Genomic DNA, 23,986 nt, shown 5'->3' with positions numbered 1-23,986 from the left:
TATGATTGCTAATGAGGAACAGGCCCGCGACTGGCTGGCAGGGCGCCCGGAAATGACGCCCGAGGCGATGGAGCGACTGGAGAAGCTGGTCGCCATGCTGGCCGAGGAAAATGAGCGGCAGAACCTGGTGGCCGCCGCGACGATCCCGATGGTGTGGCAGCGCCACATTGCCGATTCCGCGCAATTGCTGGCCCATGTTCCACGTGAAACATGGAATGGGACCAAGGGACCATGGCTGGACCTTGGCACTGGCGCAGGCTTTCCGGGGCTGGTGATCGCGGCGATGAGGCCGGGGCATGAAGTTCTGATGGTCGAATCGCGCGCGCGGCGAGTCGAATGGCTCAACCGGGTCATCGAAGAACTGGCGCTGCCCAAGGCGCAGGTGTTGGGGCAGCGGCTGGAGATGGTGGAGACGCGGACCGTTGCGGTGATTTCCGCCCGAGCCTTTGCACCGCTCGACAAGCTTCTGAAAATCTCTCTCCGCTTTTCCACAAGGGACACGATCTGGCTGTTGCCCAAGGGGCGTTCGGCAGGGCAAGAGTTAGAGGCACTCAAAGCATCGGTGCGCGAAGGGTTCCACGTGGAACAATCGCTGACCGATCAGGACGCCGGGCTGATTGTCGGCCATCTCAATCCCAAGGGAGTGAAGCTGTGATCCGCATTGCCATTGCCAATCAGAAAGGCGGGGTGGGCAAGACCACATCCGCGATCAATCTGGCCACGGCCTTTGCCGCGGCGGGCTGGCGCACGCTGCTGATCGATCTTGATCCGCAGGGGAATGCCTCGACCGGGGTTGGCGTGCCGGCATCGGCGCGCGAATATTCGACCTATGATCTGCTGCTGGGTGAGGCCACACTGGCCGAATGCGCGATGGAAACCACCATTCCGGGGCTGCACCTGCTGGCGGCAACGGTCGATCTGTCGGGGGCCGAGGTCGAGCTGGTCTCGGTCGATGGGCGTACCGACAAGCTGCGTAAGGGTCTCGCACGTGGATCGGAGCGTTATGACATCTGCTTCATCGACTGCCCGCCCTCGCTGGGCCTGCTCACGCTCAACGCGCTGAGCGCCGCCGATACGGTGCTGGTGCCGCTGCAATGCGAGTTCTTTGCGCTCGAAGGCCTCAGCCAGTTGCTGCAGACCGTCGAGCGGGTACAGCAGCGCTTTAACGCCGACCTTGGCATCATCGGCATCGCGCTGACCATGTTTGACCGCCGCAACCGCCTGACCGATCAGGTCTCGGACGATGTGCGCTCCTGCCTGGGCAAGCTGGTGTTCGACACCGAGATCCCGCGCAACGTCCGCCTGTCCGAAGCGCCCAGCCATGGCCTGCCCGCGCTGATCTATGACCAGCATTGCAGCGGCAGCCGCGCCTATCTGGCGCTGGCCCGCGAATTGATTTCACGTTTGCCTGAAAACAGGAAAGCCGCATGACCGACGAAACCTCGACCCAGAACCCGCTTTCTGCCGCGCTGTCCGGTGTTGCTGCGCCGCGCCGCAAGGCGGCGCTGGGCCGGGGGCTTCAGGCTCTGCTGGGCGAAACGCGGCGGGAAGAGCCGGTGGCCTCGGCGGGCGGCGGCAATGGTCCGGTGATGGTGGAGAGCGGTCTGGCCTCCTTGCTGGTGTCGAGCATCGAGCCCGATCCCGATCAGCCGCGCCGTCAGTTTGACGAGGCCGCGCTGGATGAACTGGCCGCCTCGATTGCCGCGCGCGGCGTGTTGCAGCCGGTGATCGTCGTGCCGCTGGGCGAGGGGCACTATCGGTTGGTGGCGGGCGAACGCCGCTGGCGCGCGGCGCAGCGGGCCAAGGTGCATGAGATCCCCGCACTGGTCCGCAAGCTGACTCAGCGCGAGGTGATGGCGATCGCGCTGATCGAAAACCTTCAGCGCGAAGACCTCAACCCCATCGAAGAAGCGCGCGCCTATCAGCGTCTGGCCGAGAGCGAGAGCATGACGCAGGCCGAGATCGCCAAGATGGTGGACAAGAGCCGCAGCCATGTCGCCAATATCCAGCGCCTGCTGGCCTTGCCCGATCCGGTGACGCAGATGGTTGAGGCGGGCGAATTGTCGATGGGCCATGCCCGCGCGCTGATCGGGGTGGAAGATGCCGAGGCGCTGGCGCGTCAGGCAGTGGCCAAAGGCTCGTCGGTGCGCGAGGTGGAGCAGATGGTGCGCCGCCAGTCGGGCCGCGAGGCGCCGACCCAGCGCCGCGCGCGCAACGAGTTCAAATCCGCCGAATCCGCCGACATTCAGGCGATGCAGGCGCATCTGGAGGAATTCCTCGGCCTGTCGGTCAAGATCACCGTGGATGCCGATCCGCGTTCCGGCGCGGTGACGATCCGCTATCGCACGCTCGATCAGCTTGATCTGATCTGTCAGCGTCTGACCGGCGAAGGGATCTAAAAAAGAGGGGGGCCGCAAAGCCCCCTTTTCCACGTCAAATCGGGATGCGCTTGTCGCGGACGATCTTTTGCCGGATCACACGGCGCTGGATCACCCGCTTTTCGATTACCTGTGGCGGGCAATCGGCTTTGACCTCTTCCATCACGCTGATGGGGATCGAATAGCCATAGGTGGGATGTGGCGCGCCGCCGCCCTGATAATAGGCCCACCAGTCCTGACACGCGCCCGACGATTGCGAGACATCGGCCCCAGGCACGGCGTTCAACCGCCGCTCGCATTCGGCCAGCCAAGGGCCGCGCTGCATTCCGCCGGGCTGCAATCCGGCGGTGGGCGGCGGCGCATAGGCGGTGGAAACCGGTGCGCCGACAGCGGGCGCGGTCTGGCTGTAACTGGCCCCGGCCAGCGAAGGCGCGGGCAGGGGCATGGCCGAAACCTGTCCCTGTGATTGGGCCATGGCGGGGGAGGCTATGAAACCGGCCGAAACGAAACCGGCGGCAATCAGCAGGGCGCGGATGGACATGGGTTTGGCACCTTCATGACGGGAACCTCGTTCATAAAGGTTAATATCAGAAACAATCACCGCGCCCAAGCGAAAGCTTAAAGCCGATCATCCGGTAATTTACGAGGTTAACACGCCCGCGATAGCCGAAGCCAAAGCCTCGATCCCCATGGCATCCTCATCGTCAAACCGGGCGGGGATCGGGCTGTCCAGATCGATCACCGCCACCAGGCGCCCATCAACCACCACCGGCACCACCAGTTCGGACGCGCTGGCCCCATCACAGGCGATATGGCCGGGAAAGGCATGGACATCGCGCACCAGTTGGGTCGCGCCGGTTGCCGCCGCCGTGCCGCACACGCCCCGGCCAAAGGGGATGCGGATGCAGGCCGGTTTGCCCACGAAAGGCCCCAGCACCAGCTCATCACCGATGGCGCGATAGAACCCGGCCCAATTGAGATCGGGCAGGAATTGCCAGATCAGCGCCGCCACATTGGCCATATTGGCCACGCCATCGCTCTCGCCATCGGTGATCGCCAGCGCGGCCTCGCGCAGGTCGCGGTAGATTTCGGATTTGGGCGCACCGGCCGAGGGGGAAAAGTCGAACATGGATGCCGATGTAATACGCCAAACCGCGCCCGCCAAGTGGTGGCATTCCGGGCTTGTGGGCCACGCGGCAAATCCCTATCTCAACGCGCATGAGCCCTACTTTGCGCAAATCGCTTATCGCCCTTGGTGCCGTCGTTCTGGTTGGCGGGGGTGGCTTTGCCTATCTGTCGCATGGCAATGTCTCGCATTTGCCGATCGAGCAGATGGAAGGCCGCAAGCCCAAGCTGGTTGATCCCGAGCCGGAGAGCTTCCCCACGGTGGGGCTGGTCAAATCGGTGGGTTGGGCCGCCAATGAGGCCCCCACCGCCGCGCAGGGGCTGAGCGTCAGCCGTTTTGCTACCGGGTTGCAGCATCCGCGCACGATCTTCACGCTGCCCAATGGCGATGTGCTGGTGGCCGAAACCGGCGCGCCCAAGGACAATGGGCCGGGCGGGATCACCGGATTTTTCCAGAACATCTTCATGGGCTTTGTCGGCGCGGGCGATCCCAGCCCGAACCGCATCGTCCTGTTGCGCGACAGCAAGGGCACCGGGGTGGCCGATCAGCGCTTCGTGCTGCGTGAAGGGCTCTCCTCGCCCTCGGGCATGGCCTATGGCGATGGCAAGCTCTACATCGCCAATCATGATGCGGTGCTGGCCTTTGACTATCAGCCTGGCGCGACCAGCCTGACCGGGACACCCAAAAAGCTGATGGATCTGCCGCCTGCGGGCAATCACTGGATGCGCAATCTGGTGCTCAGCCCCGATGGCAAGCATCTCTATGTCGCCATCGGTTCGGCCTCGAACATCGGTGAACGCGGGCCCAAGGCCGAGGAAGGTCGCGCCGCGATCTATGAAATCGACACTGCCAGCGGCCATGCCCGCCGCTATGCGATGGGCCTGCGCAATGCCAATGGCATGGCGTGGAACCCCTCAACGCAGGAACTCTGGACGGTGGTGAACGAGCGCGATCAGCTCGGCCCCGATCTGGTGCCCGACTATCTGACCAATGTGCCGGTGGGCTCGCATTATGGCTGGCCTTGGTTCTATTGGGGCAAGAATGAGGACAATCGCGTCTATCAGAACACGCCTGAATTCCAGATGCCCGAATTCCTGATCGATTATGTCCGCAAGCCCGAATATGCGCTGGGGCCGCATGTGGCGGCGCTGGGGCTGGCCTTTGTGAAGGGCGGCGAGAAGATGGGCGCGCATTATTCCAATGGCGCCTTCATCGCGCGCCATGGCTCGTGGAACCGCAAGCCCGCAGCTGGCTATGACGTTGTTTTTGTGCGCTTTGACGCCAATGGCAATCCTCAGGGCCTGCCCGAAAAGGTGCTGACCGGATTCCTCAAGCCGGATGGCGAAACCCATGGGCGGCCCACCTGGTTGAACTTTGCCCAGGACGGCGCGCTGCTGGTCTCGGATGACACCGCCGGGATCATCTGGCGCGTGGTGGCCCCGGGCGCTGCGCCCGTCGCCGAGATCAAGCCGGTCGTGGTCAAGCATCTGCCGCCGCAGAAGGACCTCAATGGCGATCCGGAGATCCAGTATCGCTTGAAGTTCAAGGACGATCAGAAGGTGCGGGAGAATTGATCGGTTAAATTTGGGGGTTTTTATGCCTCCGGCGGGCAAAGGGACTAGTCCCTTTGCAATCCCGTTAATGGGGTGGCGCTTGGGGTGGCCCGCGTGGGGCGTTTGCCCGATGACTTGAAAGCCTGCGGCGCTAAGAAGAGGCGCTGCAGGCTTTAAAATTTCAGCCAGTGCGTCCGACACAAAACGCCGAACCATGGCGCGACATAGACAGTAACGGGAGCGCGAGGGACGAGTCCCTCGCATCTAAACTCCCCTTAAACCCCCTTAAACCCTCATCCCGGCCCGCCCGGCCAACTCATGCACATAATGCCATGCGATCCGCCCCGACCGGCTACCGCGCCGCTTGGCCCATTCCAGCGCATCGCCGACTTCAAAGCTCAGCCCCAATTCCTGCGCATAGCCGGAAATGATCGCGAGATAATCGTCCTGAGAGCAGGCGTGGAAGCCGATGGAGAGGCCGAAGCGGTCGGCCAGCGCGAGCTTGTCATCGACCACATCGCGCGGGTTGATAGGATCGTCCTGTTCGCCCAGAGAGCGCCCGACGATAGCGCGGCGGTTCGAGGTAACGGCAAGGCGCACATTGGCCGGGCGCGCCTCTACCCCGCCTTCGAGCCAAGAGCGCAACGCGCGCGGGCCGGAGAGGTCGCCTTCCTCAAAGCCGAGGTCGTCAATGAAGGTGAGGAATTGCCGTTCGACGCGCCCCAGCATGGCAAACAGCGCTGAGAGCGAGGAGAGCGCATCGGGGGCGACCTGAACCAGCGCGATGGCGCCGGGGTGGGCCTTGGCGGCGTTCAGTACGCTGGCGCGCACCAGCGCCGATTTGCCCATGCCGCGCGAACCCCACAGCAACATGTCGTGCGAGGCATGGCCCGCCGCCAGCCTTTCGACATTGCCGGCGATGGCTTCTTTCTGCAGCTCGATCCCCTGAAGCAGGCGCAATTCGGGGGCATCCAGCCGCGCCACGCCGCGCGCCGTCCGCCCGTCCCAGACATAGGCGGGATAATCCAGCCACTGTGCCGCCGCCGGGGGAGGGGGGCTTAACCGCTCCAGAGCATCGGCAATGCGGGCCAGAGGGTCGCCGGAATCGGCCATAAATTCTTTCCTTATGCTTGGCTTTGCTGCTCTTGCGCTATAGCGGGAGGGCTATGTCTGACAATGATCTTCCCCGGGATCTTCCCCGTATCGTGACGACCGCGCCCGACGATCTGGCGCTGGCGGCGCGCGCCTTGCGCGATGGGGCGATTGTCGCGGTGCCCACCGAGACGGTTTATGGGCTGGCCGCGCGGGCCGACAGTGTCGATGCCGTGGCCGCGATCTATCGGGCGAAGGGGCGGCCTGATTTTAACCCGTTGATTGTGCATGTGCCCGATCTGGCCGGTGCCGAGGCGCTGGCGGTTCTGGATGATCGCGCGCGGGCGCTGGCGGCGGCGTTCTGGCCGGGGCCTTTGACGATGGTTTTGCCGCGCCGGGCCGATGCGCCTTTGGCGGCGGCGGTGACGGCGGGCCTGCCCACGGTGGCGATTCGCTGTCCGGCCCATCCAGTGATGCAGGCGATTTTGCGCGAATCCGGCCTGCCGCTGGCCGCGCCCTCGGCCAATCGCAGCGGCGGAGTTAGCCCGACCACGGCAGGCCATGTCGCGGCCTCGCTGGGCGAGCGGGTGCCGCTGATCGTTGATGGCGGGGCGTGTAAGGCGGGGATTGAATCGACGATTGTGGCCCTGCGGCCCGATGGCGGATGGCAGGTTCTGCGCCCCGGCCCGATCACTTCGGCGGATCTGGCGGCGGTGCTGGGGCAGGGCGAGGCGCATGAGGATCGCGGCATCGAGGCGCCGGGGCAAATGACCAGCCATTATGCGCCGGGCAAGCCGGTGCGCCTGAATGCCGCTGAGAAGGCCGCTGACGAGTTTTACATCACTTTTGGAGCCGAAGGTGGCGATACCACGCTTTCGCGCTCAGGCGACCTCGCAGAGGCTGCAGCGCGGCTTTATGCAGCGCTGCATGAGGCGGCCCATGCGCCGCAGTCCAAAGTGGCCATCGCCCCGATCCCGGATGAAGGGATTGGTGCGGCGATCAACGACCGCCTGCGCCGCGCGGCGGCGCCACTTTAAAAACTGTCGGGCTGCCGCTCCGGTTTAGGGTTCGCACACCAGCTTGCCCGAACCCATCGCGCTGACCTCGCATTGGGCGCGGCCTTTGACGCGCACCGATCCCGAACCCATCATCGAGGCCTTGACCGTCCCGTCCGAGGCGAATTGCGCGCCGCCTGAGCCAAGGATCGAAATATCGGCCTTATCGGCTTTCAAATCGGCCATCTTGGCGCTGCCGCTGCCCGCGATATTGACCTCCAGATCGGCGGTATGGCCTGCCCCCCGATAGGTGCCCGACCCGCCGATCGAGACTTCCAGCTTTTCGCCTTCGACTCTGGGCGTTTCGATATCGCCCGAACCCACGATGTTGATCTCGGCCTTGCGCGCCAGATCGGCGGTGGCGATCCGTCCCGATCCGGTCATGGTCAGCGATTTGGGCGCAGGCATCGTCACCAGCACCGAAACCGCCTGACCCTGTCCCTTGCGGTCGCGCAGGATGCCCAGCGTGCCGTCTTTGAGCGTAAAGCGCAGGTGGGCGGCCTGTTCGGGATCGCCCTCGACCTTGATCGCCAGTTTTTCGCCCGTTTCAATCTTCACGCTGTCGGGGCCGAGCAGCACCAGACTGTCAGGCGCGGGGCCCGACAGGTCGAGTTCGGCCAATGGCTTGCCCGCGCCATGCAGCGAAATCTCGCCGTCGTGGCATCCTGAAAGCATCGTGGCCATGCCGGCGGCCATGATCGGGACAAAGGCGGAAGTGATCTTGCGAAAGTCCATGGGGCTGCTCCCTGACGCATTGCGTGTTGGTGTTATAATACACCATGCATCCAAAGGGAAGCCCCAAAGAAAAAGGGGCCGCCCCAGCGGGCAGCCCCTCTTTGCAAACCCATACGGGCCACGGCCGATCAAACGGCGGCGGCGGCCTCGTAATACTTGGGCGCATACTCGTTGAGGATCGCAAGGATCTTCTTAAGAGCAGCCGGTTCGTCGGTCTTTTCCATCGCAGCCAGTTCGCGCGCAAGGCGGCTGGAAGCGGCTTCAAAGATCTGGCGTTCCGAATAGGACTGCTCGGGCTGATCGTCGGCGCGGAACAGGTCGCGCGTCACTTCGGCGATCGAAACCAGATCGCCCGAATTGATCTTCGCTTCATATTCCTGAGCGCGGCGCGACCACATGGTGCGCTTGACCTTGGGCTTGCCCTTGAGCGTGTCCATCGCCTCGCGCAAAGTCTTGTCCGAGGACAGCTTACGCATGCCGATGGCTTCGACCTTGTTAACCGGAACGCGCAGCGTCATGCGTTCTTTTTCAAACCGCAGCACATACAGTTCAAGCTTCATCCCCGCGATCTCCTGCTCGAGCAGTTCGATCACCCGGCCAACGCCGTGCTTGGGGTATACGACGTAATCTCCGACATCGAAGGCGTGCGCCTTGGCGGTCATCTATCGTCCTTTCACTCGGCCCGGTGCAACATGGAGAGGATCACGGCGGATTTCACGCAGACCGTGCGAAAGTGATGAGCTTTCGCTGCGGTATGATGCGCGCCATCAACCGAGTGCTGCAACGATGCCTTTCATGGTCAGGGGGTTCGACCCGGTTCTTTGCGATGACGACAGGCCAGACATAGGGACAGCCTGTCGCGACTGTCGTATTATATAGCACGCCTGTAACAAAATTGCCAGAGGCCAGCGGTGCGTTTATCGCAACCCCAGCCTCTGGCAGCAAAATTTTATCGTTCGGGCATCCGAAAATGCCTTCCGGGGGTGATTCGCCCCCCGGTATATTCTCTTAGTCGCCTTCACCCGGCGCTTCGGAGAACAGCTTTTCGAACTTGCCTTCCACGCCCTTGAATTCGTCGGCGTCGGCGGGCGAATCCTTCTTGGTGGTGATGTTGGGCCATTCGGCGCTGTACTTGGTGTTCAGCTCCAGCCACTGCTCCAGCCCGCTTTCGGTGTCGGGCAGAATGGCTTCGGCCGGGCATTCCGGTTCGCAAACGCCGCAGTCGATGCATTCGCTCGGATTGATCACCAGCATGTTTTCGCCTTCGTAAAAGGCGTCAACCGGGCAGACTTCCACGCAATCCATGTATTTGCAGCGGATGCAGGCGTCGGTAACGACATAGGTCATGGCTGCAAATCCCCTTTCGATGAAGAACAAACTTTCCCCGCTGCTAGTGGGGAAGGGCGTGTCTCGTCAAGCACCTCATAACAGCTTTGTGCTTCATTTGCCGGTCCGCGCCGGTTTGGCATGGTGATAAGGCGGATGATCCGCACCCCCGAAGGCACCGGCAGCACCAGCACATCGCCCATCTCGACCGAGGCCGAACAGCGTTCGATGCGCTGACCATTGCGGCGGATATGGCCCGCCTCGACCCACTCCTGCGCCAGCCCCCGCGTTTTGGCCAGACGTAGAAACCACAGGAGTTTGTCGATCCGCATCAGGCCACCAGCGAGGCCAGAGCGGCAAAGGGGCTGTCGGAATCCATGGCGGCGTGCTGGCGGGCCGATGCCTCGGCCTCGCGCCGGGGGGGCTGCCAGCGCCAGACCAGCGGCGCGGGCGGCCCATAGACCTCGGTCGGCAGCACGCGCGGCATGATCGGGCGAAATCCGCCCAGCCGCAGCAGATGGGCATAGGCGCGCGTCGAGAGGCCGATCTTCACCGCCTCGGCCGGATCGAGGGAAAAGCTGGCCTTGCCACCTTTCCCGCCCGCCGCCTTGCGCCGCCCATGGGCCTCGCGCAGCAGCCGGTCCGCCCGGTCGATGCGCAGCGCCTCCTGACCCAACCGGCGATAGCCACGCGGCACCGGCTTTTCGCTCAACTTGACCACCGGGGCCATCGGCTGGACGATGATGCCCTTTGCCCCCACCGCCGATTGCCACAGGATCAGCGGTGCGGCCTTGACCATTGCGGGGTGAAACAGATCGAGCGGCCCGATCCGCACCCCCAAACGCCGCAGCACATCGCGCTGGGGCGGCGAGAGCTTTTCCACCCCCGAGGCGGCGCGATCAACCATCCCGCCCCCCTCAATCATGCGGATCAGCAGCGCGCGCAGGTCCGATCCGCTGTCGGGATCAAGGCTGGCCACCTCCATCGCCGCCAGCGGGGCCAGCGGCTTCCACCGCCGCGCCAGCCATTGCCCCAGCGCTGCGATCAGATCGGCGCGCAAGGGCGCCGCAAGCCGGTCGAGCAAAGGCGCAGGTGTCAGCGTGGGGTTGAGCAGCGCCCGCCCCCGCGCAATCCGCGCCAGAGGATGGCCATGCCAGACGATGCTCTCGCCCTGCATCTCCACATCGGCCTCGCCCGCATTCAGCGTCGCGATCAATTCGCCTGCGCGCCGGGCCAGAAGATCGGGCAGATGCTTTTCCGCCGCCGCCTGAAGCAGCCGCGCATCCTCATGCCGCGCCGAAGGATCAACACGAAAGGCAAAGCCGCTCAGCGTGCCGATCTTCTCGCCCTCGACCAGCACATCGTCGCCCTCCATCGCCACGGAGAGCAGGCCCGCATCCGGCCCCAGCTTGCGCATCAGAACGGTGGTGCGCCGGTTGACGAAACGCTCGGTCAGGCGGGCGTGCAAAGCATCGGACAGGCGCGATTCCACCTCGCGCGCGCGCGCCGCCATTTCATCGCGGGCCAGCACCCAATCGGGCCGCTGGCAGATATAGGACCACGAACGCACCGCCGCGATCCGGCCTTGCAACGTGTCAATGTCGCCCTGCGTGTTGTCCAATTGCGCAATGGCGCGCGGCGCGGTGTCGGCGCCCAGCACCCCGTGGCGCAACTCTTCCCACAGGCGGGCAACGAAGCGGGCGTGGGTTTCGGCTCCCTGCTGGCGGAAATCGGGCAGCGAGCAGGCCTCCCAGAAGCGGCGCACCATGCCGGTGCCGCGCACGCCGGGGGCAATATCGGGGTCCTCGGCAAGCCGCTTCAACACTGCCAGATCGATGGCTTGCGGCGCGGCGATCAGCTCGGCCTTGGCCGGAGGCCGTTCGAGCGAGTCGATCAGCCGCGCGACCGAATCGAAGGACAGATCGCTTTCGCGCCAGAACAATTTGCTCAGCGGAGCAAAACGATGCTCCTCGATCGCATAGATTTCCTCGTCGGTGAATTCCGCGTCATGGCCCCCGGTTCCGGCCAGCGTACCAAAGGTGCCGTCGCGCTGATGTCGCCCGGCGCGCCCGGCGATCTGGGCCATTTCGGTGGGCAGCAGGCGACGCTGGCGCACCCCGTCATATTTCGACAGCCCGGCGAAAGCCACATGGGTGATGTCGAGGTTAAGCCCCATGCCGATGGCATCGGTGGCCACCAGATAATCGACCTCGCCCGATTGATAGAGCGCGACCTGCCGGTTGCGGGTTTCAGGCGAAAGCGCCCCCATCACCACCGCCGCCCCGCCCCGAAAACGGCGCAGCATTTCGGCCACGGCGTAAACCTGCTCGGCGGAAAAGGCGACGATGGCGCTGCGTGGGGGCACGCGCGAAAGTTTCTTCGCGCCCGAATGGCTGAGCGTGGAAAAACGCGGGCGGCTGACGATCTCGGCTTCTGGCACCAGAGACTTGACCATCGGCTCCATCACCGATGAGCCTAGCAGCATCGTTTCATCACGCCCGCGCGCATGCAGCAGGCGGTCGGTGAAAATATGCCCGCGATCCCGGTCGCCGCACAATTGGATCTCGTCGATGGCGACAAAGGACAGGTCGGTGAAACGGGCGCTGTTGTTTTGGGCGCCGCCCTGCTTCGGCCCGCCGCGAACGGGCATGGCCTCGACGGTGCAGAGCAGCCAGCGCGCGTTCGGCGGCTCGATCCGTTCCTCGCCGGTGATCAGCGCTACATGCTCCGCCCCCTTGATTGCGCAGACTTTTTCATAAACCTCACGCGCCAGCAGGCGCAGCGGAAAGCCGATGGCGCCCGAGGAATGAGCGCAAAGCCGCTCGATGGCCAGATGGGTCTTGCCGGTGTTGGTGGGGCCAAGCACGGCCTTTACCCGGCCATCGTGGGATTGTTGCGGGCGAAACGAAGCGCGCAAGTTGGGGGTTTGAGCCATTACCCCCTGAATGTGGCAAAGCGTGCGGGAGGCTGCAAGGGGCGCTTTGTCGCATTCAGGGGCCAATGGGCCAAAAGACCACAGATTTAGCGATGGCTTAACCCAATTGCGGCAGGGAGGGAGGCGTAGAATCTCCTTTGCAAAGGCCATCATGGCAAGCCGCGCTTTTTCCACCCCTGTCGCCTTGCCGTCGGCTCTGGCCGCGCGGATGAAGGCTGGGCTGCGCGGTTTCGATTTCGCCACCGATCTGGCCGAGGACATCGGTACGGCGGGCTGGTATCGCGGGCTGGGGGTGATGCTGGGCGGGATCGGACTGGCGCTGGCCCTGTGGCCGGGCATTGCGACAGGGCCGACGATCCCATCGCAGCCGATGGACGCCACCGCGCGTGAGCAATGGCGCAGCCAGACTGTGCAGCCGCTGCTCTATGGCGGCGATACGGGGCAAAGAATGGGGCCGACATCGCGCCTTGTCCCGCTGGCGCAGGCGCCCGAAAGGCCCAGCATCGACCTCTCGGTGATGCTGGCGCAGGAGGACAGCGTCGAGGCGATGCTGGGCCGCGCCGGGGTTTCGGCCGATGATGTGGCGGCGGTGCGCGGCGCGCTGGCTTCGGCGGGTGTACTGGACGATATTGCGCCCGGCACGCGCTTTGCCCTGCATCTGGGCCGCGCCGCCGCGCCGGACAGGCCGCGCCTGCTCGAAAGCCTTTCGCTGCGCGCGCGTTTCGATCTCGATCTGACGCTGACCCGCTCGGCGGGCGGTTTTGCCGTGGTCCGCCATGTCTTGCCGGTCGATTCAACGCCGCTGCGCATTCGCGGCGTGGCGGGGGCAAGCGTCTATCGCGCCGCGCGGGCGGCGGGCGCGCCGATGAAGGCGATCCAGCAATTCCTGGCCGCCATCGACGCGCATCTCAGCCTTGATGAGGTCCATCAGGGCGATGTGTTCGACATGGTGGTCGACTACAAACGCGCGCCCGATGGTCAGGTCGAGGTGGGCGAACTGCAATATGCCTCGATCGAATCGCATGGGCGAATGGCCAAGCAATTGCTGCGCTGGGGCAAGGGCCGCGATGCGCAATTCTATAATGCCTCCGACATGGTCGAACAACGCGCAACACAGGCACTGGTGATGCCGGTGGCTGGCGCGCGGATCAGTTCGGGCTTTGGCCTGCGGCTGCACCCGATCCTTGGCTTTGCGCGGATGCATTCCGGCACCGATCTGGCCGCGCCATGGGGCGCGCCGGTCTATGCGGTGGCCGATGCGCTGGTCAATTTCGTCGGGCCGCATGGCGGGCATGGCAATTACATCCGGCTGGATCATGGCGGGGCGGTCTCCACCGGCTATGGCCATCTTTCCCGTTTTGCCGTGTCGCCGGGCATGCGGGTGCGCGCGGGGCAGGTGATCGGCTATGTCGGCTCGACCGGCCTGTCGACCGGCGCGCATCTGCATTATGAAGTGTTTCGCGGCGGGGCGGCGGTCGATCCGATGTCGGTGGGCTTTACCGTGCGCGCCGGTGTGGACCGGGCCGAGCTGGCCGCGTTTCGCGCGCGTTTGGCGGCGGTGCTTCACGTGAAACCTTCTGAGGCGCTAGGACCGATGGGCGCTTATATGGCGATGGGTTCGGTTCCGCGCGCGGCCTATTGATTGGCGTCAAAGCCCGACAGGCTGGCGCATGGCAGCGAGGTTTGATAGACCCCCCTGCATAAGGATTGCCCCCGTGAGTGATGAAGCCGACCAGATCGAAGGCGAACAGGTTGCCCGCAAGACGCCCTATGAGCGGCTGGGCGGGCGCGAGGTCATCCTGGCGATCACCAATCGTTTCTATGATCTGATGGAGAGCGACCCGGCCTATGCGAAGCTGCGCGCGATGCATGCCGCCGATCTGGGGCCGATGCGCGAAAGTCTGGCGGGGTTTCTGACCGGATGGTCGGGCGGCCCGCGCGATTGGTTCGCCTCGGGCAAATGCATGATGAGCATGCATCGCGGGATGCCGATTGCGCGCGAAACCGCCGATCAATGGGCCGCCGCCATGGCCCGCGCGATTGCCGATGTGGCCCCGGCGGATCGGGTGATGGCCGATGCCATGGCGGGCGTGCTGGAGGAGATCGCCGGCTCGATGGTTCCCGTTGAAGCCCCGGTTGAGGCATCAGCGGACTGAATGCACAGGCTCGACCGCTCCCGACGCAGCCTTGCCATCGCGCTTTCGGCGCTGGCGGGCTTTGTCGATGCCAGCGGGTTTGTCGCCAATGGCGGCTATTTCATCTCCTTCATGTCGGGCAATTCGACGCGCATGGCGGTCAATCTGGCCAGCGATATGCGTCGCGCGCTGGTGCCGGCGGGGCTGATCCTGGGCTTTGTGCTGGGCGTGGCGCTGGGCACGGCGGTGGCGGCGCGTTCGGGGCCGTGGCGCAAGGTGGCGGTGCTGGGGATGGTCTGCGCCTTGCTCTCGCTGGGCGCGCTGACGCATGGCACGGTGGTGGCGCAAGGCGCGTTGGTGCTGGCCATGGGGGCCTTGAACGCCACGTTTCAGCGTGAGGGCGAGGGTAGCCTCGCGCTGACCTATGTGACCGGGGCGCTGGTGAAAGCGGGCCAGGCGCTGGGCGGGCAGAAGGTGCCGGGGGCGGGCGCCGGACTGGCCTTATGGTTGGGACTGGTGCTGGGCGGCGTGGGCGGTGCGGCCATGGGGCTGCATTATCCAGAGGCAGGGCTGTGGCTGGGGGCAGCATGGGCGGCTGTGGCCACATTGGCGGCCATTCGCATCACCCGGCAATAGAGAGCAGTTTTTCCCGCGAGGTCGCCCCGCGCAGCAAGGTCACCCGGCTCGACCCCATGCCCAGCGCCTGCGCCACCAGTTCGATCACCGCCTCGGTCGCCTTACCATCCTCGGGCTTGGCGCGGACCTTGACCAGCAACCGGCCCTCGACAATCTCCAGCCCTTCGCTGCGTGCGCCGGGCGTCACCTTGACCGCCAGCCTGCCCTCGCCATCGACCAGCGCACGGATGGCCTCGGGCGCGGGCAGGGCAATCTTAGGCCGCGCCATGCAGCAGCATATCGTCCAGCGCCGCCTTGTGCTCGCGCCCGTTGCGGACATAGGCGGCAACGCCCCGCTGCATATCGATCAACTGGGCATCGTCCAATTCGCGCGCATAGCGGGCCGGTTGGCCGATCCACATCTGGCGGCTGGGAATGCGCTTTCCGGGGCTGAGCAGCCCGCCTGCAGCCAGCATCGCATCTTCTTCGACCACGCAGCCGTCCATGACGATCGCGCCCAGTCCGACGAAGGATCGGTCCATCAACGTGCAGCCATGCACCATCGCCATATGGCCGATCAGCACATCTTCGCCAATGACGGTGGGAAAACCATCATGCATCCCCGGTTTGGGGCTGTCGCAATGGACCACGCTGCCGTCCTGAATATTGCTGCGCGCGCCGATGCGAATCGAATTGGCATCGCCGCGAATCACGCAATTATACCAGATGCTGACGTCCGGCCCGATTTCGACATTGCCGATAATCCTGCAACCCGGTGCAATAAAAGCACTTTCATGGATGCGGGGCCAGATGCCCTTGAACGGGGCGATGGTAACGTCTGAACGCATGGTGTCCTCTCAGCTCTTCGGCCGTGCAATGCGATAGAGAACATGGGGACGCAAGCGATCAGTTTCCAGAAGGGCAGGGTGATCGAAATCTTCATGCGCGGCATGGGCCATGCCGATGCGCACCATCAGCGCCCGGCTTTTGGCATTTTCGCGCGTGGTGATGGCGACGATCGTGGCCATATCGCGATGCGCCCATGCCCAGTCCAGCACCGCGTTGGCGGCCTCTGTGCCAAACCCTTGCCCCCATGCGGCGCGGGCCAGACGCCAGCCAATCTCATATTCAGCCAATGGTGGGCGGGGCGGGCAAAATCCGCACATACCAAGGAATTGCCCATCCCCGCGCCTCTCCATCGCCCAGAAGGTATGGCCATGTTCGGTCTGCATGGCCATCATCCGGTCGATCATCGCATCGCTGCCCGCACGGGTAAGCGGGGGCAGGTAGCGCATCACCTCGACGTCCTGCGCCATGGCCCAGGCGGCATCGCGGTCGCGATCCTCCCACGGGCGCAGGATCAGCCTGTCGGTGATGATCGGCAGCGCGTCAGACAATTTCAGGCATTCATCAGGCGCGCGGCATGCAGCGCATGATAGGTCAGCACCCCGCTGCACCCCGCCCGCTTAAACGCCAGCAGGGTTTCCAGCACCATAGTATCACGATCCGCCGCGCCTGCGGCCACGGCGGCCTCGATCATCGCATATTCGCCCGACACCTGATAGGCGAAGACCGGCACGCCGAATTGCTGCTTCACCCGGATGGCGATATCCAGATAGGGCAGGCCGGGCTTGACCATCACGCTGTCGGCGCCCTCGGCCAGATCGACGGCGACCTCGCGCAGCGCTTCCTCGGCATTGGCCGGGTCCATCTGATAGGTCTTCTTATTGCCCTTCAGCAGCCCGCGCGATCCCACCGCATCGCGGAACGGGCCATAGAAGGCGCTGGCATATTTGGCGGCATAGGACATGATCTGGACGTTATGGTGGTTTTCGGCCTCCAGCGCGGCGCGAATGGTGCCGATGCGGCCATCCATCATGTCCGAAGGGGCGATGATATCCGCGCCCGCTGCCGCCTGATTGAGCGATTGGCCCACCAGCACATCAACCGTGGCGTCATTGAGCACATAGCCCGCATCGTCGATCAGCCCGTCCTGACCATGGCTGGTATAGGGGTCGAGCGCGACATCGGTGAGCACGCCGATATCATCGCCGCAGGCGTCCTTGATCGCGCGGATGGCGCGGCACATCAGATTGTCGGGGTTCAGCGCCTCGGCGCCATCCTCGCTGCGGCGTTCGGCCTGCGTATTGGGGAAGAGCGCCAGCACGGGAATGCCCTGCGCCACGGCTTCCTTGGCGCGCGCCACGATGCCGTCCACGCTCCAGCGCGAGACGCCCGGCAGCGAGGGGATCGGTTCTTCCACGCCCGCGCCTTCGGTGACGAACAGGGGCCAGATCAGATCGGCAGGGGTCAGGATGTTTTCGCGGTGAAGCGCGCGCGACCAGCCGGTGGCTCGGGTGCGGCGCAGGCGAAGCGCCGGAAAGGGCGCGGGGATGGTCTGGGTCATGGGCGCAGGGTCTAAACCCCTTGCGGCTTTACGAAAAGCGAGAATTGAAGGGCGGGACGTTTTGCCCCACCCTTCAATCCTTTGATTTATAGTCTTATTCGCTCTCGCCCTCATTCTCGCCGCCGTTTTCGGACGGCTCGGATGCGGCGCTCGACTTCTTCTTGCCCTTGGGCGTCTTTTTCGCGTCCAGCTTGGGCGCGGCCGGCACGAGCAGGAAGGTCAGTTCGCTCTTGCCGTCCTCGCCTTCCTTGACCGTGACATTGACCTCGCCGCCATGGGCCAGCTTGCCGAACAGCAGTTCCTCGGCCAGCGGTTGCTTGACCTTGTCCTGAATGAGGCGCGACATCGGCCGCGCGCCATAGAGCCGGTCATAGCCGCGATCACCCAGCCATTCGCGCGCCGAGGCGTCGAACTGGATATGCACGTTCTGATCGGCCAGTTGCAGTTCGAGCTGCAGGATGAACTTGTCCACCACGCGGCTGACCACTTCCTTGCCCAGATAGGCGAAGGGCACGATGGCATCCAGACGGTTGCGGAATTCGGGGGTGAAGAGGTTGCGCACCGCTTCCTCGCCCGCATCCGCCTTGGAGATATCGCCAAAGCCGATGCCGCTGCGCGCCATGTCGGACGCGCCCGCATTGGTGGTCATGATCAGGATCACGTTGCGGAAATCGACCGTCTTGCCGTGGTGATCGGTCAGGCGGCCATTGTCCATCACCTGAAGCAGGATGTTGAACAGATCCGGGTGGGCCTTTTCGATTTCGTCGAGCAGCAGCACGCAATGGGGCTGCTGATCAATGGCATCGGTGAGCAGGCCGCCCTGATCAAAGCCGACATAGCCCGGAGGGGCGCCGATCAGGCGCGAGACCGAATGGCGCTCCATATATTCCGACATGTCGAAACGCTGAAGCGGGATGCCCATGATTTCCGACAGACGCTTGGCCACCTCGGTCTTGCCGACGCCCGTGGGGCCCGAGAAGAGGAAGCAGCCGATCGGCTTGTCCGGATCGCGCAGGCCCGCCCGGCTCAGCTTCATGGCCGAGGAGAGCACTTCGATGGCCTTGTCCTGACCGAACACCTGACGCTTGAGATCGCGTTCCAAATGGCTCAGAACCGTGCGGTCGTCCTTGCTGACCGACTTGGGCGGGATGCGCGCCATCGTGGCGATCACGGCCTCGATCTCGCGCTCGGTGATGGTCTTTTTCCGCTTGGAGGGCGGCACCAGCATCTGCATCGCGCCCACTTCGTCGATCACGTCGATCGCCTTGTCGGGCAGCTTGCGGTCGTTGATGTAACGCGCCGACAGCTCCACCGCCGATTTGATCGCGCCGGGCGTGTATTTCACCTTGTGGTGATCCTCAAACGCGGTGCGCAGACCTTTCAGAATCTTGATCGTGTCCTCGACGCTGGGCTCGTTCACGTCGATCTTCTGGAACCGGCGCAGCAGGGCGCGGTCCTTTTCGAAGTGATTGCGGAACTCCTTATAGGTGGTCGAGCCGATGCAGCGGATCGAGCCGCCCGAGAGCGCGGGCTTGAGCAGGTTCGAGGCGTCCATCGCCCCGCCGCTGGTGGCGCCTGCGCCGATCACGGTGTGGATCTCGTCGATGAAGAGGATCGCATGCGGCATCTTTTCCAGTTCGGAAACGACCTGCTTCAACCGCTCTTCAAAATCGCCGCGATAGCGCGTGCCCGCCAGCAGCGAGCCCATGTCGAGCGAATAGATCACCGCATTGGCCAGCACTTCGGGCACTTCGCCCTCAACGATCTTGCGCGCAAGGCCCTCGGCGATCGCGGTTTTACCCACGCCCGGATCGCCCACATAGAGCGGGTTGTTCTTCGACCGGCGGCACAGGATCTGGATCGTGCGGTCCACCTCGGGCCCGCGCCCGATCAGCGGATCGACCTTGCCGCCCAGCGCCTTTTCATTGAGGTTGACGCAGAACTGGTCGAGCGCGGAATCCTTCTTGTTGGCGCCCGCGGCCGACTTGGTTTCCTGCTTTTCTTCCTGACGCGGTTCTTCGGCCTCGGCGCCCTTGGGGCTCTTGTCCTCGATCTTCTTGCCGCCCTTGCCGATGCCGTGGCTGATAAAGCTGACAGCATCCAGACGGCTCATATCCTGCTGCTGCAGGAAATAGACCGCATAGGAATCGCGCTCGGAAAACAGCGCGACCAGCACATTGGCGCCGGTGACCGTATCCTTGCCGCTGGACTGCACATGCAGGATGGCGCGCTGGATCACGCGCTGGAAACCGGCGGTCGGGGCCGGATCGCCCTTTTCCTTGGTCTTCAGGCTCTGATATTCCTGATCCAGATATTGCTTCACCGCCTCGGCCAGATCGCCCAGATCCACGCCGCAGGCGATCATCACCTGCGATGCATCGGGATCGTCGATCAACGCCAGCAGGAGATGCTCCAGCGTTGCATATTCATGGCTGCGCTCCGACGCCTGGCTCAGCGCGGCGTGGAGGGTCTTTTCGAGACTTTGGGCGAAACTGGGCATCGGTCGCGCTTTCGCTACTAAGAGGGCTGGGGGCTGGAGGGAAGGGAGGGGCGAAGGGACCGGGAGGATGTCCCGGAAAAATATGGGGCAACAGGTTTGATGAAGCCTATATGGCGATCCCCGGGACAATTACGAGGGGGGGCGCTGCGAGGGAGCGGGCGCATCAGCTTGCCCCATCCGATGATGCGGGCGACCGGAACAGGGCCTCTGCGGCAAGACGGCTGGTTTTGCTGCGCGCCTTATGCGCCCGCACCCGCTCGATCTCGTTTTCCAGCAGCTTTACCCGCGCGTCCAGTTCATCGACCGAATAGGGATCGAGGCTCTCTGAAGCCAGAGAGGCGGCGGCGTCCTTACGACCGCTTGCCAAAGCATGGGGGCGATCTTCATCTTCCATAGATCGAGAGCATCGGACTGCTTTCGCTTGCTGTCAACAGGGTGCGCGGTTAGAGATTACAGTTAAATTGAGTGTATTGCAGCATTGCGGGGCAATCATGGGGTCTGTGCTTCCCGAATTTATGAAGGCGGTGACGTTCGATCAGCCGGGTCCGGCTCAGGTTCTGAAGGTCTCGGACCTGGTCGTTCCCATGCCTGCGGCGGGGCAGGTTTTGATCAAGGTGGCCGCTGCCGGGGTCAATCGTCCCGATGTGATTCAACGCCTTGGCCAATATCCCGCGCCCAAGGGCCATTCGCCCATTCTCGGGCTTGAGGTTGCCGGCGAGGTGGTCGCGCTGGGGGCCGGGGCCGACCCTGCGCTGCTGGGCCAGAACGTCTGTGCACTGGTCAACGGCGGGGGATACGCACAATACTGTATTGCCGAGGCGGGCATTTGCCTTCCTGTGCCTGACGGCCTCTCGATGGTCGAGGCGGCGGCCATTCCCGAAACCCTGTTCACCGTTTGGCACAATGTGTTCGAACGCGGCTGGGCCAGCGATGGCGAGCGGGTGCTGGTCCATGGCGGCACCAGCGGGATCGGCACGATGGCGATCACGCTGGGCAAGGCGTTCGGGCTGGAGGTGATCGTCACCTGCGGCAGCGACGAGAAATGCGAACGCGCGATCGAACTGGGCGCGGCCCATGCGATCAATTACCGCAGCCATGATTTCGTCGAAGAGGTCAAACGCATCAGCCATGGCGAGGGCGTGCATCTGGTGCTGGATATGGTGGCGGGCGATTATGTGGCGCGCAATCTGAAATGTCTGGCCGATGACGGCCGCCATGTCACCATCGCGGTGCAGGGCGGGGCCAAGGCCGATGTGCCCATGTGGCAGGTCATGGCGCGCCGCCTGACGCTGACGGGATCGACGCTGCGCGCGCGATCCAATGCGTTCAAGACGCTGCTGGCGCAGGAAATCGCCGCCAATGTCTGGCCGCTGGTCGATGAGGGCGAGGTCCGCCCGGTGATGGCGCGCACCTATCCTCTGGAACAGGCGGCGCAGGCCCATGCGCAGATGGAATCGGGCGATCTGGTCGGCAAGATTGTGCTGGAGGTGGTATGAGCTATCCGTTGCTGCGGCTTTGCGATGACCGGGCCTGGGTGGAAATCCGAAAGGGGCGCGGCGCGGTCACCTGGAATGATATGGAGCGCGTCTTTGAAGGCGCCGCCAAGGCCGGGCAGGAATGGCGCGGCGATGAAGGCGGCAAGCTCTCGGGGCGTTGCTGCATTTCGTCCTCGCATGTCGATTCCACGCTCAGCCTGCCCTATGCCGTGCATGGACAGGACGGGGTGAATGTCGGACAGGCCGTCGAACTGGCCTTTCCCGATGACATGATCTGGAAGGCTTCGCTGCATGGACAGGCCTTTGTCCTGCATGAAGATCCGATTTCGGCCAATTGCTACAAGATCCGGCTGACGGCGGCTCTGCTGGGCCTGCCTTTGTCGCGCCGTGCCTATGACATCCGCAAGGGTGAGACGCGGACCCCCGAATTTCTCGCGCGGGTCAATGCCAATGGCCGCATCCCGGTGCTGGAAATCGCCGGGGCCAGCGGCATTCGTTTCCTGCCCGAAAGCAATGCGGCATGCTGGTATCTGGCCAGCGGGTCGCGCCTGATCCCGACCGACCGTTTTGCGCAGGCCGACATGCTGCGCTGGATGTTCTTTGAACAATATAACCACGAGCCGAATGTGGCCACCTTGCGTTTCTGGCTGGCCTATATCGGCGAGGAGAATCTGAGCGAGGCACAAAAGGGGCAATTGGGCGCCAAGCGCAGCGCGGGCGAGGCTGCGCTGCGGCTGATGGACGAGCATCTGGCCAAGCATGACTGGTTTGTCGGCCACGGCATCACGCTGGCCGATATCGTGCTCTTTGCCTATACTCATGTGGCCGAAGAAGGCCGCTTCGTTCTGGATGATTTTCCCGCCATCAAACGCTGGATCAGCCGGATTGAGGCCCTGCCGGGCTTTGTCGCGCTGAATTAACGGCGCAAATCCGCGCGATTTTGCGGCAAAACGCTTGCCCAGAATCAATCCCGCGCTTATGGGGAAAAGGTTAGGCCGCTCCGTGAAGGGGCGGCCCTTCTATTTTGTGCCCGGTTTTGGTGGGTTTTTCCCGCCGCAAACACGCTCGGAGATGACCCGTGACCCAGCCCACCCCGCTGATGCCGCATGCAACGGCCTCGTGGCTTGTCGACAATACCGCGCTCACCTTTGAGCAGATCGCAGACTTTTGCGGACTGCACATTCTCGAAGTGCAGGCGATGGCCGACGATCTGACCAGCGCCAAGTATATGGGCCGCGATCCGCTGCGCGCGGGCGAACTGACCGCCATCGAAATCGAACGCGGCCAGAACGACCCGAACTATCGCCTCAAGATGTTCAAGGCGCCCGTCACCGTCAGCCGCACCAAGGGCCCGCGCTATACGCCCGTGTCCAAGCGTCAGGACAAGCCCGACGGCATCGCCTGGATCCTGCGCAACCATCCCGAGGTGTCGGACGCCCAGATCAGCAAGCTGATCGGGACCACCCGCACCACCATCGCCGCGATCCGCGACCGCAGCCACTGGAACATCGGCAACATCACCGCCAAGGACCCCGTGACGCTGGGCCTGTGCTCGCAGCGCGAACTGGACGCGATGGTGGCCAAGGCCGCCAAGGGCCGCAGCGCCGAGGATGACGAGGCCGACGTCCAGCGGTTGGGCAGCGACCGCGACGCGCTGATCGAAGAACTGCGCGCCGCCCGTGAAGCGCAGGCCAAGGCCGCCAGCGAAGCCGCGCAGGAAGCCGAAGCCGCCGCATGGCTCGCCGCCAAGCGCGCAGCAGAGGCCGAAGGGCGCGAATAAGCGCTTCGGTTCCATCGGTATGGAAAAGGGGGCTGCCTTCGGGTGGCCCTTTTTTTTGGTTTTGCAGGGGTTTTAAGAGGCCTCCGGCGGGCAAAGGGCGGGGGCCCTTTGCAATCCCGTTATGGGGTTGCGCTTTGGTTTGCAGGGGAGTGGGTGGTGCTGTGGTTGTTAAAGCCTGCGGCGCGGCGAGCTTGCGCTGATCGGCGCCGCAGGCTCTAAAACCCAAACGCCGCGTCCGACACAAAACGCCGAACCCATGGCGCAACGCAGACAGTAACGGGAGCGCGAGGGACTAGTCCCTCGCATTCATCCTTCCTTCTTCAAAACCCCGATCAAGCCCCACCCCATTGCCCAATGCGCGGGTCCATCGCCACCGCCTGCCGCCGCAAGGCTGCTCGCGCCAACCGCTCGACCTCGACCTTGCGTCGCGCCGGGGCCAGCGGCATGAGGGGCGCGGGTCGCAGGATTTCGGCGTCATAGCCATCGGCCACGATCAGCCCGCACTGGTTGGGGCGGAAGGCTTCGCTTTCCATGCAGGCGCGGTCGAGGTGGCTGGCCAGCCCCCAGAAGAAGCGGTCGCAATGGTCGAGATAGTCGGTCCATTTGCCATCGCCCATCAGGTCGGCGCGGGCCACTTTGATTTCGACGATGATGACCTGTCCCTTGGCGTCGATGCCCATCAGGTCGGCCCGCCGTCCGTTGCGCAGCGGCATTTCGGCCATGCACCAGATATCGTTGCGGGCAAACAGGCGGCCAATGCCGCGCGCGACAGCCAGAGCATCGGGCGTAAGACTGCCGGTGGTCAGCGAATCAGGCGGAATATCCATCTCGCCATTTTAGGAACAGAACGCGA

26 protein-coding genes are annotated in these 23,986 nt (G+C 64.1%); 11 read left to right on the top strand and 15 right to left on the bottom strand.

Annotated elements, in window-relative coordinates; translation table 11 throughout:
• Position 1 precedes the first annotated feature (1 nt).
• From rsmG to GGR38_RS07020, 3 genes are read left to right on the top strand one after another with little or no spacing between them, the layout of a single operon-like run.
• Positions 2-655, top strand: coding sequence for a 16S rRNA (guanine(527)-N(7))-methyltransferase RsmG (rsmG, locus tag GGR38_RS07030; protein ID WP_183623993.1), 654 nt, complete (start codon positions 2-4; stop codon positions 653-655).
• Positions 652-1,431 carry an AAA family ATPase gene (locus GGR38_RS07025; RefSeq protein WP_183623991.1) on the top strand — a complete coding sequence of 260 codons (780 nt, stop codon included), beginning with the start codon at positions 652-654 and terminating at the stop codon, positions 1,429-1,431. Before rsmG ends, GGR38_RS07025 begins: the two co-directional genes overlap by 4 nt.
• Positions 1,428-2,399: a ParB/RepB/Spo0J family partition protein gene (locus tag GGR38_RS07020; protein ID WP_183623989.1), complete on the top strand. Its 972-nt coding sequence runs from the start codon at positions 1,428-1,430 to the stop codon at positions 2,397-2,399. Before GGR38_RS07025 ends, GGR38_RS07020 begins: the two co-directional genes overlap by 4 nt.
• Before the next feature lie 34 nt (positions 2,400-2,433).
• On the opposite strand, the gene GGR38_RS07015 is transcribed toward GGR38_RS07020, so the two are convergent.
• Both GGR38_RS07015 and GGR38_RS07010 read right to left on the bottom strand, forming a co-directional pair.
• Complete coding sequence (locus GGR38_RS07015) at positions 2,434-2,919, bottom strand: hypothetical protein (protein ID WP_183623987.1); 486 nt, start codon at positions 2,917-2,919, stop codon at positions 2,434-2,436.
• Between the two features lie 99 nt (positions 2,920-3,018).
• Entirely contained in the window at positions 3,019-3,507 is a 489-nt protein-coding gene (locus tag GGR38_RS07010; protein ID WP_183623985.1) for a GAF domain-containing protein, read from the bottom strand.
• 101 nt (positions 3,508-3,608) lie between these two features.
• Between GGR38_RS07010 and GGR38_RS07005 the strand changes: the two genes are divergently transcribed.
• Positions 3,609-5,078, top strand: coding sequence for a PQQ-dependent sugar dehydrogenase (locus GGR38_RS07005; protein ID WP_425497042.1), 1,470 nt, complete (start codon positions 3,609-3,611; stop codon positions 5,076-5,078).
• 264 nt (positions 5,079-5,342) lie between these two features.
• Here GGR38_RS07005 and GGR38_RS07000 read toward each other — a convergent pair whose 3' ends face one another.
• Positions 5,343-6,170, bottom strand: coding sequence for an ATP-binding protein (locus GGR38_RS07000; RefSeq protein ID WP_183623981.1), 828 nt, complete (start codon positions 6,168-6,170; stop codon positions 5,343-5,345).
• A gap of 53 nt (positions 6,171-6,223) precedes the next feature.
• Here GGR38_RS07000 and GGR38_RS06995 point away from each other — a divergent pair, with 53 nt between their 5' ends.
• Complete coding sequence (locus tag GGR38_RS06995) at positions 6,224-7,186, top strand: L-threonylcarbamoyladenylate synthase (protein WP_183623979.1); 963 nt, start codon at positions 6,224-6,226, stop codon at positions 7,184-7,186.
• Between the two features lie 24 nt (positions 7,187-7,210).
• Here GGR38_RS06995 and GGR38_RS06990 read toward each other — a convergent pair whose 3' ends face one another.
• The 5 genes from GGR38_RS06990 to GGR38_RS06970 form a co-directional block, all read right to left on the bottom strand.
• Positions 7,211-7,939 (bottom strand): head GIN domain-containing protein, encoded by a 729-nt coding sequence (locus GGR38_RS06990; protein WP_183623977.1) that lies wholly within the window; start codon positions 7,937-7,939, stop codon positions 7,211-7,213.
• Between the two features lie 128 nt (positions 7,940-8,067).
• Positions 8,068-8,601, bottom strand: coding sequence for a CarD family transcriptional regulator (locus tag GGR38_RS06985; RefSeq protein ID WP_168603226.1), 534 nt, complete (start codon positions 8,599-8,601; stop codon positions 8,068-8,070).
• Between the two features lie 346 nt (positions 8,602-8,947).
• Entirely contained in the window at positions 8,948-9,286 is a 339-nt protein-coding gene (gene fdxA, locus GGR38_RS06980; RefSeq protein ID WP_172340052.1) for a ferredoxin FdxA, read from the bottom strand.
• Entirely contained in the window at positions 9,283-9,597 is a 315-nt protein-coding gene (locus GGR38_RS06975) for an RNA-binding S4 domain-containing protein (protein WP_183623975.1), read from the bottom strand. Before GGR38_RS06975 ends, fdxA begins: the two co-directional genes overlap by 4 nt.
• Positions 9,597-12,200 carry a helicase-related protein gene (locus GGR38_RS06970; RefSeq protein ID WP_183623973.1) on the bottom strand — a complete coding sequence of 868 codons (2,604 nt, stop codon included), beginning with the start codon at positions 12,198-12,200 and terminating at the stop codon, positions 9,597-9,599. The genes GGR38_RS06975 and GGR38_RS06970 overlap by 1 nt, the downstream gene beginning before the upstream one ends.
• A 151-nt stretch (positions 12,201-12,351) precedes the next feature.
• Here GGR38_RS06970 and GGR38_RS06965 point away from each other — a divergent pair, with 151 nt between their 5' ends.
• From GGR38_RS06965 to GGR38_RS06955, 3 genes are all read left to right on the top strand, one after another.
• Positions 12,352-13,842 (top strand): M23 family metallopeptidase, encoded by a 1,491-nt coding sequence (locus GGR38_RS06965; protein ID WP_183623971.1) that lies wholly within the window; start codon positions 12,352-12,354, stop codon positions 13,840-13,842.
• A gap of 73 nt (positions 13,843-13,915) precedes the next feature.
• Positions 13,916-14,356, top strand: coding sequence for a globin domain-containing protein (locus GGR38_RS06960; RefSeq protein ID WP_343059016.1), 441 nt, complete (start codon positions 13,916-13,918; stop codon positions 14,354-14,356).
• Positions 14,357-14,971 carry a YoaK family protein gene (locus tag GGR38_RS06955; protein WP_183623967.1) on the top strand — a complete coding sequence of 205 codons (615 nt, stop codon included), beginning with the start codon at positions 14,357-14,359 and terminating at the stop codon, positions 14,969-14,971.
• On the opposite strand, the gene GGR38_RS06950 is transcribed toward GGR38_RS06955, so the two are convergent.
• The 6 genes from GGR38_RS06950 to GGR38_RS06925 form a co-directional block, all read right to left on the bottom strand.
• Entirely contained in the window at positions 14,958-15,239 is a 282-nt protein-coding gene (locus GGR38_RS06950; protein ID WP_183623965.1) for a DUF167 domain-containing protein, read from the bottom strand. The genes GGR38_RS06955 and GGR38_RS06950 overlap by 14 nt on opposite strands.
• Positions 15,226-15,798 (bottom strand): gamma carbonic anhydrase family protein, encoded by a 573-nt coding sequence (locus GGR38_RS06945; protein WP_183623963.1) that lies wholly within the window; start codon positions 15,796-15,798, stop codon positions 15,226-15,228. Before GGR38_RS06945 ends, GGR38_RS06950 begins: the two co-directional genes overlap by 14 nt.
• 9 nt (positions 15,799-15,807) lie before the next feature.
• Entirely contained in the window at positions 15,808-16,347 is a 540-nt protein-coding gene (locus GGR38_RS06940) for a GNAT family N-acetyltransferase (RefSeq protein WP_246404295.1), read from the bottom strand.
• Between the two features lie 2 nt (positions 16,348-16,349).
• Positions 16,350-17,357, bottom strand: coding sequence for a porphobilinogen synthase (gene hemB / locus GGR38_RS06935; protein ID WP_183623961.1), 1,008 nt, complete (start codon positions 17,355-17,357; stop codon positions 16,350-16,352).
• A 94-nt stretch (positions 17,358-17,451) separates the two neighbouring features.
• A complete protein-coding gene (clpA, locus tag GGR38_RS06930) occupies positions 17,452-19,857 on the bottom strand; it encodes an ATP-dependent Clp protease ATP-binding subunit ClpA (protein WP_246404293.1) in 2,406 nt (801 codons plus the stop codon).
• A 163-nt stretch (positions 19,858-20,020) separates the two neighbouring features.
• A complete protein-coding gene (locus GGR38_RS06925) occupies positions 20,021-20,251 on the bottom strand; it encodes a DUF1192 domain-containing protein (protein ID WP_183623959.1) in 231 nt (76 codons plus the stop codon).
• Positions 20,252-20,348: 97 nt separating this feature from the next.
• Here GGR38_RS06925 and GGR38_RS06920 point away from each other — a divergent pair, with 97 nt between their 5' ends.
• The 3 genes from GGR38_RS06920 to GGR38_RS06910 all read left to right on the top strand — a co-directional run bounded on the left by GGR38_RS06920 (position 20,349) and on the right by GGR38_RS06910 (position 23,133).
• On the top strand, positions 20,349-21,353 hold the full coding sequence (locus GGR38_RS06920) for an NAD(P)H-quinone oxidoreductase (protein WP_183623957.1): 1,005 nt from the start codon (positions 20,349-20,351) through the stop codon (positions 21,351-21,353).
• A 269-nt stretch (positions 21,354-21,622) separates the two neighbouring features.
• Entirely contained in the window at positions 21,623-22,273 is a 651-nt protein-coding gene (locus tag GGR38_RS06915) for a glutathione S-transferase family protein (protein ID WP_183624105.1), read from the top strand.
• 158 nt (positions 22,274-22,431) lie between these two features.
• Positions 22,432-23,133, top strand: coding sequence for a DUF1013 domain-containing protein (locus tag GGR38_RS06910; RefSeq protein ID WP_168603213.1), 702 nt, complete (start codon positions 22,432-22,434; stop codon positions 23,131-23,133).
• Between the two features lie 332 nt (positions 23,134-23,465).
• Here the strand turns inward: GGR38_RS06910 and GGR38_RS06905 are convergent, their stop codons facing one another.
• Positions 23,466-23,960, bottom strand: a complete 495-nt coding sequence (locus tag GGR38_RS06905; RefSeq protein WP_183623955.1) for an MmcB family DNA repair protein — start codon at positions 23,958-23,960, stop codon at positions 23,466-23,468.
• Positions 23,961-23,986: the final 26 nt, after the last annotated feature.

Source organism: Novosphingobium sediminicola (genome assembly GCF_014196525.1).
GTDB classification, from domain to species: domain Bacteria; phylum Pseudomonadota; class Alphaproteobacteria; order Sphingomonadales; family Sphingomonadaceae; genus Novosphingobium; species Novosphingobium sediminicola.
This window is presented reverse-complemented; position numbering and strand designations above follow the sequence as displayed.